The following is a 14,390-nucleotide window of genomic DNA, read 5'->3' as shown; positions in this document are numbered from 1 at the left end:
ATACCGGGCGTTCGGCAAGGTGACAAGCCATTCCGCGCGGCGCTGGCGCCGCAGCACGTCGCGGATCCGCTATCAGATCCCCCTCGCCATCGACCATCATCGTCCTGTTACATGGGCTGTCCATACGACGCCGTGAAACGACGCGTAGAGATCCCCGGATGCACGGCCGTCGTTCGATCAGGCTAATCTGAAAAAGGATAGAGACGATGGTACGCAAGACACTGTATGGCGCCGCATTTGCCCTCCTGAGCCTTTCCACCATCCAGGCTGCTGTTGCAGAGCCGAAGATCGACAATAGTGCACTTGAATCGACTGATTTTCGTCCGCACGCGCGCACGTTCGGCCTCGTCTATACGATGCCGGCCGAGGTCAACGAGACCTTGCACCGCTCGCTCGGCGGCATGCTGAACGAAAGGCTGCTGACGCTCGGCCTCGAGACGGAGGCGATCCGCACCAACATCCCGCATGTGACGGTCGTCCACATCCACAACGCCGACCCGACCACGCCGGCCAAGATGCTGGAAGCGTTGCCGACGCCGCCGAAGCCGCTCAACGTCACGCTCAAGAAGTTCTACACCACCGAAGCCGCCAAGGGCGCCGGCCAGCCCTGGTGGCTCGATCTCGGCGTCGTCAAGGAAGGCGACGGCTTCGAGCAGATGATGGCCTACAACACTGCCGCCACCGCCGCCCTCACCCCGCTGCGCGACGGCCCGCTGCCGCGTGTCACCGGCCCTGTCTTCGGCAAGATGGCGGATGCCGGCAAGGAACTGGTCAAGACCGTCGGCGTCAGCGGCGTCAATGTGGTGAAGAACGGCGAGGAAGTCCGCTCGCACAATCCGCACAACACGCTCGTCTACAGCACCAAGACGTTCTCGCCGGAAATCCAGGCCTCGATGGGCGAACTGGCGGATGAGTTCAACCAGATCCTCCCGGAAGGCATCCCGGCAACCTTCAAGACGGTCTCGATCGTCGAGCTTGCCTTCTCGGGCAACGTCACGCGCGAGATCTACCGCGTCGACCTCGAGACCGGCGCCGTGCTCGACGTCGCCACCGGCAAGACGGTCACGCGCTGATCGCCTTCCGGCGGGGCGGGGCGGTCGCGGATCGCCCTGCCTTTCCGGCTGCCGCCGGCGGCTTCGGCCGGCGATTTCCTCCACAGCCTTGCGACGGCGTCGTCGACGTTCGGACTAGACGCCGCCGCCGCGAGCTTGTAGAAGCCGCCAGACGGTCTCGGAAGCTTGGTTTCCGGATCGACACGCAGCTCGGGTGGCCCGTTTGCTTCCTGGCGCTGTGCCTGCCGGACAGGTCGTTCGAAATCGGATTTCGGATGGACTGTCAGCGAGATGGCCTCGTGGCGGAATGGTTACGCAGAGGACTGCAAATCCTTGCATCCCGGTTCGATTCCGGGCGAGGCCTCCACTCTCCGATCAGGCGGAATTTACGGCTCCTGATCCCCCAGCGCTCCGCAATCCCGACACCGGTTTTCCCCCGCATGCCTGCGCTTTGAAACGGCTGCGTTGGTTTTTGACCTTCCCGTACGAGAAGGAGGGCGATAACGGCGATTGCATGCCGCGTCGCCCGAGGCGATAAGTCGGCCATGCTCGATCCGGACCTTGCTCCTCGCCATGGCGGCGCTCTCGCGGCGGCTTCCCAACGCTACGGCGTCGCGGTCGGGGAGTGGCTCGACCTGTCGACCGGCATCAACCCGCACCCCTACCCCGTCCCCGCGTTCCCGCCCGCCGACTTCCACCGCCTGCCCGATCCGGCTGGCCTGGGCACGCTCGTCGATGTCGCCCGGGGCGCCTATGGCGTCCCGCCGGCCAGCGCGATCGCGGCGGTGCCCGGCTCGGACTTCGCGCTCCGGCTGCTGCCGCTCCTCTGCCCGGCCGGCGACGTCGCGATCCTGTCGCCGACCTATTCCGGCCATGCCGAGGCCTGGCGCCTGGCCGGGAGGACGGTCAGCGCCGTCGCCTCGCTGGAAGACGGTTCTCGCCGCGCTCCGATCGTCGTCGTCGTCAATCCGAACAATCCGGATGGTCGGATCGTCGAAGCCGATGCACTCGTCGCGACCGCGCGGACGCTGGCCGCGCGCGGCGGCGTCCTGATCGTCGACGAGGCCTTTGGCGACGTCGACCCGGCCCCCGGCGTCCTGCCGCGAAGCGCGGGCGAACGAATCGTCGTGCTGCGCTCGTTCGGCAAGTTCTACGGGTTGGCGGGCCTGCGGCTCGGCTTCGTCGTCGGTCCCGACGACATCGTGGGCCGGTTGCAGGCACTTGTCGGGGACTGGCCCGTCTCGGGACCTGCGATCACGCTCGGATGCCGGGCCCTGCTGGACACTGCCTGGCAGGCGCAAACGCGGATCCGGCTGCGGGCGACACGCCTGCGGCTCGAAAACTGTCTTCGGGCGAGTGGCCTGGATGTCGTCGGCGGCACCGACCTATTCGTCCTCGTCGACACCCCGCGCGCGGTGCCTTTGCACGAAGCGCTCGCCCGGCAGGGCATCTGGACCCGAATCTTCTCCGACCAGCCGGGACGGATCCGTTTCGGTGTGCCCGACGAGATCGGCCTCGCGCGGCTGGAGAAGGCACTGGCGCTGCGCTAGACGCGCTGCCCGACCAGAAGGTTTAGAGCGCGGCCTGCGGCGTGACGATCAGCCGTCCCTCGAGGGTCTCGATGGCGGCGCGGATGCCGAAGGTCGCCGCCAGGTTTTCGTGGGTTAGAACCGCCGCCGGCGCCCCTTCCGCCGCGATCCGCCCGTCCTTCATCAAGACGATCCGATCGCCATAACGGGCGGCCAGCGAAAGATCGTGCAGGACGGCGACGATGGCGGCGCCCGCCTTGGCGCGGGCCCGCAGGAGATCGAGCACGAGGAACTGGTAGCGCGCGTCGAGGGCGGCCACCGGCTCGTCGGCGAGGATGATCTGCGGCTCGCCGGCCAGCACGCGCGCCAGCGCCACGCGGGCGCGCTCGCCGCCGGAGAGCATCGTCACCGTGCGGTCGGCGAGGTCAAGCGTGCCCGTCGCCTCCAGAGCGGCCAGCACGGCGACGCGATCCTCGCCGCCGAGTTCGCCGGCGCCGGTTCCATGCGGAATGCGGCCGAGCGCCACCACATCGGCGACCGAAAGCGGCCAGTGGAAGACATGGCCCTGCGGCAGATAGCCGATCTTGCGGGCCCGCAGCCGCGGCGCGACTGCCTCGACCTTCTGGTCGCCTAGATAGACAGCTCCATCGCCGTCGAGCAGGCCTGCCAAGCGCCGCACCAGCGTGGTCTTGCCGGCGCCGTTCGGTCCGATCACCACCACCATCTCGCCGGCCGCAACGGACAGATCGACACTGCCGAGGATGGGGCGATGGCCCAGCGTGGCGCCGACGTTCACGGCGCGCAGGAGAGCGCTCATCACGCCACCTCCCCGGTCAGCCCACGGCGATGGCGGAAGACGAGCACGATGAAGAGCGGCGCGCCGATCAGCGCCGTCACCACACCAACCTTGATCTCGTTCTGCGCCGGAATGATGCGGACCAGGATATCGGCCGCCGTCAGCAGCGCCGCTCCGGAAAGCGCTGCCGGCCACATCAGCCGCGCCGGGTCATGGCGCACGAAGGGGCGCACGAGATGCGGCGCGACGAGACCGACGAAGCCGATCGTGCCGGCGACCGCGACACCGCCGCCAACCGCCAGTGCCACGCCGAGCACGACGCGCAGCCGCACCCGGTTCAGCCTTATGCCGAGGCTCGCCGCCGCGTCCTCGCCCAACGTCAGGGCGCGGAAGGCACGGCCATCGATGGAAAGCAAGATGCAGCCGGCAATGATGAAGGGCAGCGCGATGAAGACATGCTGCATGCTGCGATCCTCCAGCGAACCGAGCAGCCAGAAGGCGATTTCCAGCGCCGCGAAGGGATTGGGCGCCAGGTTCAACGCCAGAGACGTCGCGGCGCCCGCTAGGCTCGAAATTGCAAGACCGGCGAGGATGATGACGAGCAGGCTGGCGCGCGGGCCGGCAATCAGCAGCAGAAGGCCGACCGAGAGCAGCGCGCCCAGCATCGCCGCCATCGGCAGGAAAAACGACAGCGCATCGAACACGCCGAAGGCGATGACCAGCACCGCTCCGAAGGCGGCGGCCGAGGGCGCGCCGAACAGCGACGGCGACGCCAGCGGATTGCGCAGCAGCCCCTGCAGCGCGGCGCCGGACAGGCCGAGCGAGAAGCCGATCGCCACCGCCAGAATGGCGCGCGGCAGACGGATCTCGCGGACGATCAGGCGGGATGCCTCATCGCCGGTGCCGAGCAGCCCGTCCACCACCGCGCGGAGTGACAGCAGAACCGGCCCGACACCGAGCGACAGCAGGAACAGGACGATCACGAGCGCGACGAGGCCGGGCACGAGCCAGCGGCTCGCAGCCCTCGCTCGCAACAGATCCGGCCTCGCTGCGGTCAATGCGTCCATCTCAATCCGACATAGCCTGAACGGCCGGCATTGTTGTAGCCGAACGCGTCCTGGTATTCGACGTTCGTCAGGTTCTCCAGCCGCGCATAGAGCGTCGTCTCGGGATTGAGCTTGTAGGACGCGGTCAGATCAACCTTGGTGTAGGCATCGAGCGGAACCAGAGCCGCAGCCGTCTTCGCGTCATTGTTGTAGCGGTCGCCGACATAGGTCGCGATGACGCCGAACTCGAAATCCTCGATGCCGGTATAGGTCAGCGTCAGCGAGCCGCTATTCTCCGGCCGCCGCGAAAGCGGCAGGTTAGTGTCAAGATTGACGGCGTGCAGATAGGTGTAGGAGCCCGTCGCCTTCAGCACGGATGGCCAGAGGATCGCATCGGCCGACAGTTCGAGGCCCGATGTCTCGGCGCTCTTGATGTTGTAGTAGCCCGACTTCGGATAGTCCGGCAGCAGCTTCGACTGATACTCGATCAGGTTGGTGAAGTTGTTGTAGAAGCCGGTTGCCGAGAAGGTCAGCCGGCCGTCGAACAGCTCCTGATCGATGCCGACGTCGCCGCCATAGCTCTGCTCGTCGACGAGATCGGGATTGCCATATTGGCCGTCGAACAGCTGGAACATCGTCGGCCGCTTGGCGGCGTTGCCGAAGCTGCCGCGAAACTTCGTGCCGGTCTCGTCGATCAGATAGGCCGCCGTGGCGCGCCCGGTCAGGAATCCCTGCCCGTCGACGTCTTCGTCATAGCGCCCGCCGAGCGACAGGTTCAGCCGGTCGAACAGGGTGAACTGCTGCATCGCGAAGACGGCGAGCAGCGTGCGCTCCATGTCGAAGCTGCTGGCGGTCGCGACGCTGGTGGTCGTGCTTTGCGTCGCCGCCTCCTGCTCGGCGCGGGCGCCCCAGATCAACGTGCCCGCCTGTCCCATGTCGAGCGTGCCCTGATATTCGAGGCCGACATCGCTGCCGTCCGTATCGGTCGAGCGCGGGTTCGGCTCGATATAGGCGCTGGTCGTCTGGGAGCCGAAGAACGAGAACTGGTTGTTGAGCTTGCCGTCGTAGCCCTCGAAATTGAAGCGGGCAAAGCCGGTGAGAACATCGCGGTCGCGCTCATAGCCCGGCAAGTCATACTTGGCGGCCGAGCCGCCATCGACCTCGGACTTCTGGTGATAGGCGGTGACCCCGAAATCGAACGCCTGCCCCTCGCCCGAATTGTAGCTGGTGCGCGCGGTGCCGGCGAACTTCTTGGTGCCGTCCGCCTCGCCATTGTCGCGGTCGCCGACGCGGGAGAAGCCGTTGGTGTCGAACAGCGTGCCGCTGACCGAGAGGCTGACCGGACCGATGCTGCCGCCCGCCGCGGCGTTGCCGCCGAAGGTGTTGTAGCTGCCGCCCTCGGCCGCGACCGTCATCGACATGGCGCCGGTGCGCTTGCGGGTGATGATGTTGATCACGCCGCCCAGTGCATCCGAGCCATAGAGCGCGCTCTGTGGTCCGCGCAGGATCTCGATTCGCTCGATGTCGGTCGGCGAGAAGACGGCAAAGTCGAAGCTGTTGCGGGCGCTGGCGGGATCGTTGACGCGGACGCCGTCGATCATGACGAGGGTATGGCCCGCCTCGGCGCCGCGGATGCTCACTTCGGTCGTGCCGCCAGGGCCGCCCGACTGGGTGACCGTGACGCCTGGCACCTGGCGCAGGACATCGACCAGCGAGCCGGGCGAGGCGTTGTTGATCTTGTCGCCCGGGATGACCGTGATCGCGCTGCCGGACTTGGTGATATCGGTCGGGCTGCGATAGGCCGTCACGACGATCTCTTCCAGATCGTCGGCGCGGGCCGCATGGGCGGCCAGAAGAATGGGAAGAGTAGCAAGAAGCGAAAGAGCGGCGCGCCCCCGGCGCCGTTCAAGAAAACTCATCAGGCAGACCTCGGTTTGGATCGATCTGGTCGTCGCGCCCGTCACGTTTGTGTACCGGACCCCGCGCGGCGGCTTTGCCGCCCGCTCGAGAAGCGGTAGACGAGGACCCATGTCACTGCAAGCGGGAGCGCACCTCATGCGCGCATGGGTCAACAGGTTCGGTCTGATTGTGGCCGCATGGGCACTCTCCAGCTCCGCGCCGGCCGAATCGGCACCCGCCCCCGCGCCACAGCGGATCGTCTCGATCAACGCCTGCGCCGACCAACTGCTGCTGGCGCTCGCCGACCCGGCGCAGATCGCGGCGCTGTCGATCTATGCGACGGACCCGGCCTATTCCTATCTCGCCGACCAGGCGAAGGCGTTTCCGCACGATGCCGGCGTGGCGGAGACGGTGATCCAGCACGAGCCCGACCTCGTCTTCGCCGGCCGCTTCACCAAGCGCGAGACGCGGTCGATGCTGAAGCGCCTCGGCTTCAAGGTGGTCGAGCTCGACACGGTCAAGTCCGTCGACGATTCGATCCAGCAGATCCGCGACGTCGCAGCCATGCTCGGCCACCCCGAGCGCGGCGACGCCCTGATCGCCCGCATCGTAGACGCGCGGGCGAAGGCGGCGGCAGCCGTTCCCGCCGGCGCCCGGGAGCCGACCGTCGCCGTCTACCAGCGCCGCGGCTATGTCACCGGCCAGAACACGCTGACGGGCGAGTTGCTGCGCCTTGCCGGCTTCGCCGACATGGGCGGCCAGCTCGCCGGCAAGACAGGCGGCTTCGTGCCGCTCGAACGCATCGTCTCCTCCAGGCCGGATCTCCTGGTCGTCGCCGACCCGCATGTCGTCGCCGCCGATCAGGGCAGCGCGCTGCTGGCCCATCCGGCGCTGCGCGAGCTCTATCCGCCCGAGCGGCGCATCGCCCTGCCCGGCCGGCTGACGATCTGCGCGGGGCCGTCGCTGCCCGAAGCGATCGAGACGCTGGCGGCCGAACGCGCGCGCCTTGGCGGCGGTTCGTGACGGCATGACCGAATTTCCCTTCGACATCCGGCTGCTACTCCTGATCGCCGCCATTGCCATCGACGGTCTCGTCGGCGATCCCGACTGGCTGTGGCGCCGCCTGCCGCATCCGGTCACCTGGTTCGGCGCGCTCATCGGCTTCTGCGACCGGACGTTCAATCGCGACACGGCCGCTTCGGGCGTTCGCCGCGCCGCCGGCGTGGCCGTGGTGATCGTCCTCGTCGCCATCGCCTGGTTCGCCGGCGTCGCGATCGAACGCGTCCTCGCCGGCGTCCCCTATGGCGTCGTGCTGGTCCCGCTCATCGCCTCGGTGTTCCTCGCCAGCCGCAGCCTCTACGACCATGTCGCCCGGGTGCTGAACGCGTTTCATTCCGGCGGCCTCGAGGCTGCGCGGCAAGCCGTGTCGATGATCGTCGGCCGCGACCCCGACAGCCTCGACAGGGCCGGCGTCGCCCGCGCCGCCATCGAATCGACGGCCGAGAACTTCTCCGACGGCGTCGTCGCGCCGGCTTTCTGGTTTGCCGTCTTCGGACTGCCGGGCCTGTTCACCTACAAGATGATCAATACGGCCGATTCGATGATCGGCCATCGCTCGGCCCGGCATGAGGCCTTTGGCTGGGCCGCCGCCCGGCTGGACGATCTGGTCAATCTGCCGGCCAGTCGCCTTGCCGGCTTCCTGATCGCGATGGCCGCGCCCTTCGCCGGTGGCACCATCCGGCAATCCGCGCTCGCCATGCTGGACGATGCGCGCAAGCATCGTTCACCCAATGCCGGCTGGCCGGAGGCGGCAATGGCTGGCGCGCTCGGCATCGCGCTTGCCGGTCCGCGCCGCTATGGCGAGAGGGTGGTCGAAGATCCCTATCTGAACGATGCCGGCCGGCATGAGGCCGGCCCCGGCGATATCGGCCGCGCGCTGAAGGTGCTACGTGCGGCGACGGTGCTCGGCGGCACCACCGTGCTCATGCTGTGGCTTTGGCTGAAATCCTGAGGATCGCCTCGGTATCGAGATGCTCCTCGAGGTGATCGGCGAGCCGGTCGAGCGTGCGGTCAACCTCTCGTTCGTAAGCAAGATCAGAGGTTTCCGCGCCGATCTTCGCAAGAAAATCACGACGGAAGGCGTCATCGCCGAAGACGCCATGCACATAGCTGCCGCGCACGCGGCCATCCGGCGAGACCGCCCCTTCGCCAAGTCCGTCGTGTTGCAGCCACGGGCGCGCGCAATCGGCCCCCTCGGTGCGGCCGAGATGGATCTCATATCCCGACACGGCGAGACCGGAGGCCGCGTCGCGGCCGGAGAACGGCGCCGTGGTCTTGTCAGCGGCGAGCGTGGTTTGGACGTCGAGCAGACCGAGGCCGGGCACGCTCGCAACCGGCCCTTCCAGCCCGTCGGGATCGGAAATCGTCTGTCCCAGCATCTGATAGCCGCCGCAGAGGCCGATGACACGGCCGCCGCGCCGCCGATGCGCCAGGATGTCGATGTCCCAGCCCTGCGCGCGCAGGAACGCCATGTCGGCGATGGTCGATTTCGAGCCGGGAATGAGGACGAGATCGCAGACCGGGATCGGCTCGCCCGCCCGCACCAGCACCACCGAGACACCGGGTTCCAGCGTGAGCGGATCGAGATCATCGAAATTGGCGATGCGCGGCAGGACCGGCACGGCGACCGTCAGCGTGCCCGGCCGCGCCGCCCCGCCGGAGAGATCGAGGATATCCTCCGCCGGCAGCCGGTGCGCCTCGGCGAACCACGGCACGACTCCGAGCGACGGCCAGCCAGTCGCGGCGCGGATCGCGGCGACGCCGTCATCGAACAGCCTGGCGTCGCCGCGCATCTTGTTGACGAGGAAGGCCTTGATCCGGTCTCGGTCCGCCTGCGGCAGCACGGCGCGCGTGCCGACGAGGCTGGCGATGACGCCGCCGCGATCGATGTCGCCGATCAGCACCACCGGCAGGTCGGCAGCTTCGGCAAAGCCCATATTGGCGATGTCGCCGACGCGAAGGTTGATCTCGGCCGGGCTGCCGGCGCCTTCAACGAGGATCAGGTCGGCGTCCTGCTTCAGCCGTTCGAAGCTTTCGAGGATGCTCGGCAAAAGCTCGCGCTTTCGCTGGCCGAACTCGCGCGCCCGCATGGTGCCGAAGCGACGGCCCTGCAGGATGACCTGCGAGCCGGTGTCGCTCTCCGGCTTCAGCAGGACCGGGTTCATGTGAACAGTGGGGAGCAGGCCGGCGGCACGCGCCTGCAGCGCCTGCGCCCGACCGATCTCGCCGCCATCCGCCGTCACGGCGGCGTTGTTGGACATGTTCTGCGGCTTGAACGGCGCGACACGAATGCCCTTCCGGGCATAGAGCCGCGCCAGGCCTGCGACGAGCACCGACTTGCCGACATTCGAGCCGGTGCCCTGGAACATGATCGCCGCGGTCATGGGGTCTAGTCCGCCACGAAGGAAGCTAGCCCCTCACCCAACCCTCTCCCGCAAGCGGGCGAGGGCTTTTCCGCCGCGCCTGTGACCGACCTCGCGGCCGATCGTTGGCGCCCCCTCTCTCGCGAGCGGGAGAGGGTCGGGATGAGGGTCTTGCTCAAACTCAAAACTCGATGCCCTGCTGCGCCTTCACGCCGGAGCGGAACGGGTGCTTCACCAGCTCCATTTCGGTGACGAGATCGGCGACCTCGATCAGCGCCTCGGGCGCGTTGCGGCCGGTGATGACGACATGCACGTCGGCCGGCTTCTCGGTCGTCAGGAATTGGACCACCTCGTCGACCGAGAGATAGTCATAGCGCAGCACGATGTTGAGTTCGTCGAGCAGCACCAGGTGATAGGCGCCGCTCCGGATCAGCTCCTTGGCCGTTTCCCAGGCATGCTTCGCGGCGGCGATGTCGCGCTGGCGGTCCTGCGTCTCCCAGGTGAAGCCCTCGCCGAGCCGGTTGATCGAGACGAGATCACCGAAACGCTCCAACGCCATGCGCTCGCCCGTATCGATCGCGCCCTTGACGAACTGGACGACGGCGACCGGCAGGCCGTGGCCGAGCGAGCGGAACGCCATGCCGAAGGCGGCCGTCGACTTGCCCTTGCCCTTGCCGGTATGGACGATGATCAGGCCCTTCTCGACATTCTTCGAGGCGAGGATCTTGTCGCGCACGACCTTCTTCTTGCGCATCTTCTCGGCATGACGGGCATTCAGCTCTTCTTCTGTCATTTCGATGGTCATGCGATTTCCTTTCCTGCGTCGCGGCGGGAAGCGAGCGCTGCCAGCCGTTCATACGCGCTGTTGGCGCGGGGCGACCAGAGGCCGCGATCCATGGCTTCGAGAAAGCGGTCTGCCATCTCGGTGAGGGCGGGTTCGTTGGCGTCGGCGATGAAATCGCGCACGCCGTCATCGGCGATATAGGCGTCGTAGAGCGCATCGAAATGATGATCGCCGACGGCGTGGGTCGTGGCGGCGAAGGCGAAGAGATAGTCGAGCGTCGCCGCCATCTCGAAGGCGCCCTTGTAGCCGTGGCGCATGCAGCCCGCGATCCACTTCGGATTGATCGCCCGTCCGCGCACCACGCGGCCGATCTCCTCCGCCAAGGGCCGCACGACCGGGCTTTCGGGGCGCGAATGATCGCCGTGATAGAGGCGGGGCGCGACACCCTTCAGCGCTTCGATCGAGGCCGCGAGACCGCCCTGGAACTGGTAGTAGTCGTCGCTGTCGAGGATGTCGTGCTCGCGATTGTCCTGGTTGTGCACGACGGCGTCGGTCGCGGCCAGCCGCGCGCGCAACCGGTCGCCGGCCGCCTCTCCCTCGGCGCCGCCGCCATAGGCGAAGCTGGACCAGGCGAGAAAGGCCTCGCCGAGATCGGCGCGGCTGTCCCAGATATTCTCATCGATCATCGCCTGCACGCCGGCGCCATAGGCGCCCGGCTTGGCGCCGAAGATGCGGGCGAGATCCTGCCCTGCCCCATGCGCCGCCGCGATCGGGTTGGCGTCGGCCGGTTCCTCGCGCGCGGCGATGGCGCGGATGGCGGAATCGATCAGGTCGATCTGTTCCGGGAAGGCGTCGCGGAACATGCCGGAAATCCGCAGCGTGACATCGACGCGAGGACGTTTCAGCTCGGAGAGCGTGAGCACGCGAAAGCCGGTGACGCGGCCGGTGCCGGTTTCCCAGACCGGCTCGGCGCCGATCAGCGCCAGCACCTGCGCGATGTCGTCGCCGCCGGTGCGCATGTTGGCGGTGCCCCAGGCGGAAATCGCCACCGAACGCGGCCACTCGCCCTCATCCTGCATGTAGCGCAGCACCAGCGCCTCGGCCGCCAGCTTGCCGATACGCCACGCCGCAGCGGTCGGCACGGCGCGGGTATCGACGGAGTAGAAATTCCTGCCCGTTGGCAACACCTCCGGCCGGCCACGCGACGGCGCGCCGGAAGGTCCGGGGGCTACGAAACGGCCATTGAGCGCAGTCAGGCAGGAGGCGATCTCCTCGCCGCCGCTTCGATCCAGCGACGGCGCGAGGGATTCGCTGATCCAGCCGAGCACGGGCGCGGTGTCGGGACCGGGCGCAGAGGCGGATGTATCGCCGCTCAGGAATGATCGGACCGCCTGCCTGGCTGCCAACTCGATCCGCTCGACCGTATCCCCATTCGTCCGCCAGGGCGCGTCGGTGGCACGCAGCAGCGTTTCCGGCCGGCTGCCAGCCCAATCGTCGGAGAGATTGCAGGCGAGCGGATCGAAACAGTCGAGGCCGAGATCGGTCGCGATGGCTCGATGCAGCGAGGCATCTTCCGGCCGGCCGCCGGAGCGCGGAATGCGGGCAATGGCGATCAGCGTGTCCAGGCGGTGCTCGTCCTGCGGCGAACTGCCGAAGATGTGCAGCCCGTCGCGAATCTGCAGTTCCTTGATCTCGCAGAGATGCGCGTCGATGGCGCGCAGCGCGCTGCCCTGATCGGCGTCGCCGCCAATGCCGAGGTCGCGGTCGATGCCATGGCGCACCGCCTGATCGAGGATCTCGCGTTCGAGATGATCGCGGCGACGCGGGTCGGCGCCTAGCGCCAGGTGATATTCGTCGATCAGCGTCTCGATCTCGGCGAAGGCGCCATGCGCCTCGGCCCGCGTCAGCGCCGGCATCAGGTGATCGACGACGACGGCCGAGGCGCGGCGCTTGGCCTGCGCGCCCTCGCCGGGATCGTTGACGATGAAGGGATAGATCAGCGGCGTCGGGCCGAGCACGACCTCCGGCCAGCAGGCATTCGACAGGCCGAGCGCCTTGCCGGGCAGCCATTCGAGATTGCCGTGCTTGCCGACATGGACGATGGCGTCGACGTCGAAGCTCCGCCGCAGCCAGGCATGGAAGGCCAGATAGTGGTGCGGCGGCACGAGATCGGGATCGTGATAGGTCGATTTCGGATCGATGCCATAGCCACGCGCCGGCTGGATGCCGACGACGACATTGCCGAAGCGATGGATGGCGAGCCGGAAAGCGCCATCGGCAAAGAACGGATCGGATTCGGCATCGCCCCAGCGCTCGGCGAGGCTGTCCTTTACGCTGTCCGGCAGCGCGTCATGAAAATCGCGGTAGTCGGCGAGGGAAAGGGATACCCCTTCACCTCTTCCAGAGGGAGAGGTCGACGGCGAAGCCGGCGGGTGAGGGGTTTCGCACTCACTGGACAGGTCCGAACCCCTGACCCGGCCCTGCGGGCCGACCTCTCCCTCTGGGAGAGGTGAAGATGAGCCCTCACCGACCCGCTTCGCCAGCGCATTGGTCGGGCCGGAGAGCAGCAGTTCCATCAGCGCCCTGCCCGTCTCCGGGAAATCAGGCAACGCATAACCGGCGGCCTTCATGGCGGTTGCGATGCGCGCGGCACTCTCCGGCGTATCGAGGCCGACGCCATTGGCGAGCCGGCCGTCGCGGTCAGGATAGTTGGAAAGCACGAGCGCGATCCTGCGATCGCACGGTGCCGCCGCGCCAAGCCGGATCCAGCGCTTCGCCTGCGCCGCCACGAAGGCGATGCGCTCGCGGTCGGCGCGATAGACGACGATGCGGCTGTCGGTCCGGCCGTCGCTCTCGATCTCCTCCTTGAAGGAGACAGCGCGGGTGCCGATGCGGCCATCCACCTCCGGCAGCACGACATTCATGATCAGGTCGCGCGGACCGAGCCCCCGGCTCGATTCCAGCCACGCCTCGCGGCTGGTGCCGGCGAAGACGACCTGCAGCACCGGCCGCCCGGCGCGGTCGAGCACGGTTGTCTCGTGTGCGCGGCCGGGACGCGAGATGGCAAAGGCCGTGGCATTGAGCACGATCGAAGGCGCGAGATCGTCGACCGCCTTTTCGACGAAGGCGGCGGCCGCCTCGTTCTTCAGGCTGGAGGCGAAGATCGCCGCGGTCGAAATCCCCTCGCGGTCGAGCGCCTCGATCAGCGCGTCGACGGGCTCGGTCGAGCCGCCGGGAATGACGGAGCGATAGAAGGTCAGCAGCGCCACGGGCCGGCCGGCCTCGCTGTGGCGCAAGGGCTCCGAGACCACGCCCTCGCCCGGCCGGTAGAAGCCGACTTCCGGCAGAACCTGCGGCTCCGGCGGCTGTTCGCCCTCGCCGATGACGTGTCTGCAATAGGCGAGCGCCCGGCCGATATTGACCGCGCCGCCCTCGGCGCAATAGCGCCAGAGTTTTTGAGCGATCTCCGGCGCCACGGTCGTGTAGGCCTCCAGCGCCGCGTCCCAGCGATCCTCACCCGGCACGACGACCATCTGCGGCCCGCCGGCGCGCGAAAGCGCCCGCAATGCCTCCAGCCCATAGGGCCAGTAGCCGACGCCGCCCATCATGCGGATGAAGACGAGCTTCGCCTTGGTGACCGTCTTTTCGAGGTAGAGATCGACCGAATAGGGATGCGTCAGCTGCATCAGATTGGCGAGACGCAGCGACGGCCCTTCCGGCTCGCGCGCGAAGGCCGAGGCGAAGGCGGCGAGTTCCGTATCCGCCGCCGACAGGATGATGATGTCGCCGGGCGACTGGTCGAGATCGACGGCGCTGCCGCCATCGTCGATCCGCTCCATTTCGCCGGCGACAAGATGCATGG

At 67.7% G+C, this 14,390-nt stretch carries 10 protein-coding genes and 1 tRNA gene; 5 read left to right on the top strand and 6 right to left on the bottom strand.

Translation table 11 applies throughout. The annotated features are described in order from the left end of the window. Positions 1–206 precede the first annotated feature (206 nt). From WFK98_RS07890 to cobD, 3 genes are all read left to right on the top strand, one after another. The gene (locus WFK98_RS07890) at positions 207–1,073 is read left to right on the top strand and encodes a hypothetical protein (RefSeq protein ID WP_336799842.1); all 867 of its coding nucleotides are present in this window, start codon (positions 207–209) and stop codon (positions 1,071–1,073) included. Positions 1,074–1,345: 272 nt separating this feature from the next. Continuing rightward, positions 1,346–1,419, top strand: a tRNA-Cys gene (locus WFK98_RS07885). A gap of 178 nt (positions 1,420–1,597) precedes the next feature. Then, positions 1,598–2,602, top strand: coding sequence for a threonine-phosphate decarboxylase CobD (gene cobD / locus WFK98_RS07880; protein WP_336799841.1), 1,005 nt, complete (start codon positions 1,598–1,600; stop codon positions 2,600–2,602). 22 nt (positions 2,603–2,624) lie between these two features. On the opposite strand, the gene WFK98_RS07875 is transcribed toward cobD, so the two are convergent. The 3 genes from WFK98_RS07875 to WFK98_RS07865 are packed head-to-tail and all read right to left on the bottom strand — an operon-like array spanning position 2,625 to position 6,342. Continuing rightward, complete coding sequence (locus WFK98_RS07875) at positions 2,625–3,398, bottom strand: ABC transporter ATP-binding protein (RefSeq protein ID WP_336799840.1); 774 nt, start codon at positions 3,396–3,398, stop codon at positions 2,625–2,627. Beyond that, positions 3,398–4,444 (bottom strand): FecCD family ABC transporter permease, encoded by a 1,047-nt coding sequence (locus WFK98_RS07870; RefSeq protein ID WP_336799839.1) that lies wholly within the window; start codon positions 4,442–4,444, stop codon positions 3,398–3,400. The genes WFK98_RS07875 and WFK98_RS07870 overlap by 1 nt, the downstream gene beginning before the upstream one ends. After that, positions 4,432–6,342, bottom strand: coding sequence for a TonB-dependent receptor plug domain-containing protein (locus tag WFK98_RS07865; protein ID WP_277614163.1), 1,911 nt, complete (start codon positions 6,340–6,342; stop codon positions 4,432–4,434). Before WFK98_RS07865 ends, WFK98_RS07870 begins: the two co-directional genes overlap by 13 nt. Positions 6,343–6,478: 136 nt before the next feature. On the opposite strand from WFK98_RS07865, the gene WFK98_RS07860 reads away from it, so the two are divergent. Further along, positions 6,479–7,345: an ABC transporter substrate-binding protein gene (locus WFK98_RS07860; RefSeq protein ID WP_336799838.1), complete on the top strand. Its 867-nt coding sequence runs from the start codon at positions 6,479–6,481 to the stop codon at positions 7,343–7,345. A gap of 4 nt (positions 7,346–7,349) precedes the next feature. After that, a complete protein-coding gene (cbiB, locus tag WFK98_RS07855; protein WP_336799837.1) occupies positions 7,350–8,333 on the top strand; it encodes an adenosylcobinamide-phosphate synthase CbiB in 984 nt (327 codons plus the stop codon). Here the strand turns inward: cbiB and WFK98_RS07850 are convergent. The 3 genes from WFK98_RS07850 to cobN form a co-directional block, all read right to left on the bottom strand. Then, positions 8,305–9,765: a cobyric acid synthase gene (locus WFK98_RS07850; RefSeq protein WP_336799836.1), complete on the bottom strand. Its 1,461-nt coding sequence runs from the start codon at positions 9,763–9,765 to the stop codon at positions 8,305–8,307. The two genes, cbiB and WFK98_RS07850, sit on opposite strands and share 29 nt — an antisense overlap. A gap of 160 nt (positions 9,766–9,925) precedes the next feature. Then, complete coding sequence (gene cobO, locus WFK98_RS07845) at positions 9,926–10,549, bottom strand: cob(I)yrinic acid a,c-diamide adenosyltransferase (protein WP_266337456.1); 624 nt, start codon at positions 10,547–10,549, stop codon at positions 9,926–9,928. Continuing rightward, on the bottom strand, positions 10,546–14,388 hold the full coding sequence (cobN, locus tag WFK98_RS07840) for a cobaltochelatase subunit CobN (RefSeq protein WP_336799835.1): 3,843 nt from the start codon (positions 14,386–14,388) through the stop codon (positions 10,546–10,548). The genes cobO and cobN overlap by 4 nt, the downstream gene beginning before the upstream one ends. Positions 14,389–14,390: the final 2 nt, after the last annotated feature.

The sequence above is a fragment of the Kaistia sp. MMO-174 genome (assembly GCF_037147815.1).
In the GTDB taxonomy this organism is placed as follows: domain Bacteria; phylum Pseudomonadota; class Alphaproteobacteria; order Rhizobiales; family Kaistiaceae; genus Kaistia; species Kaistia nematophila.
The sequence above is the reverse complement of the archived record's forward strand: the minus strand, read 5'-3'. Positions and strand labels throughout refer to the sequence as shown.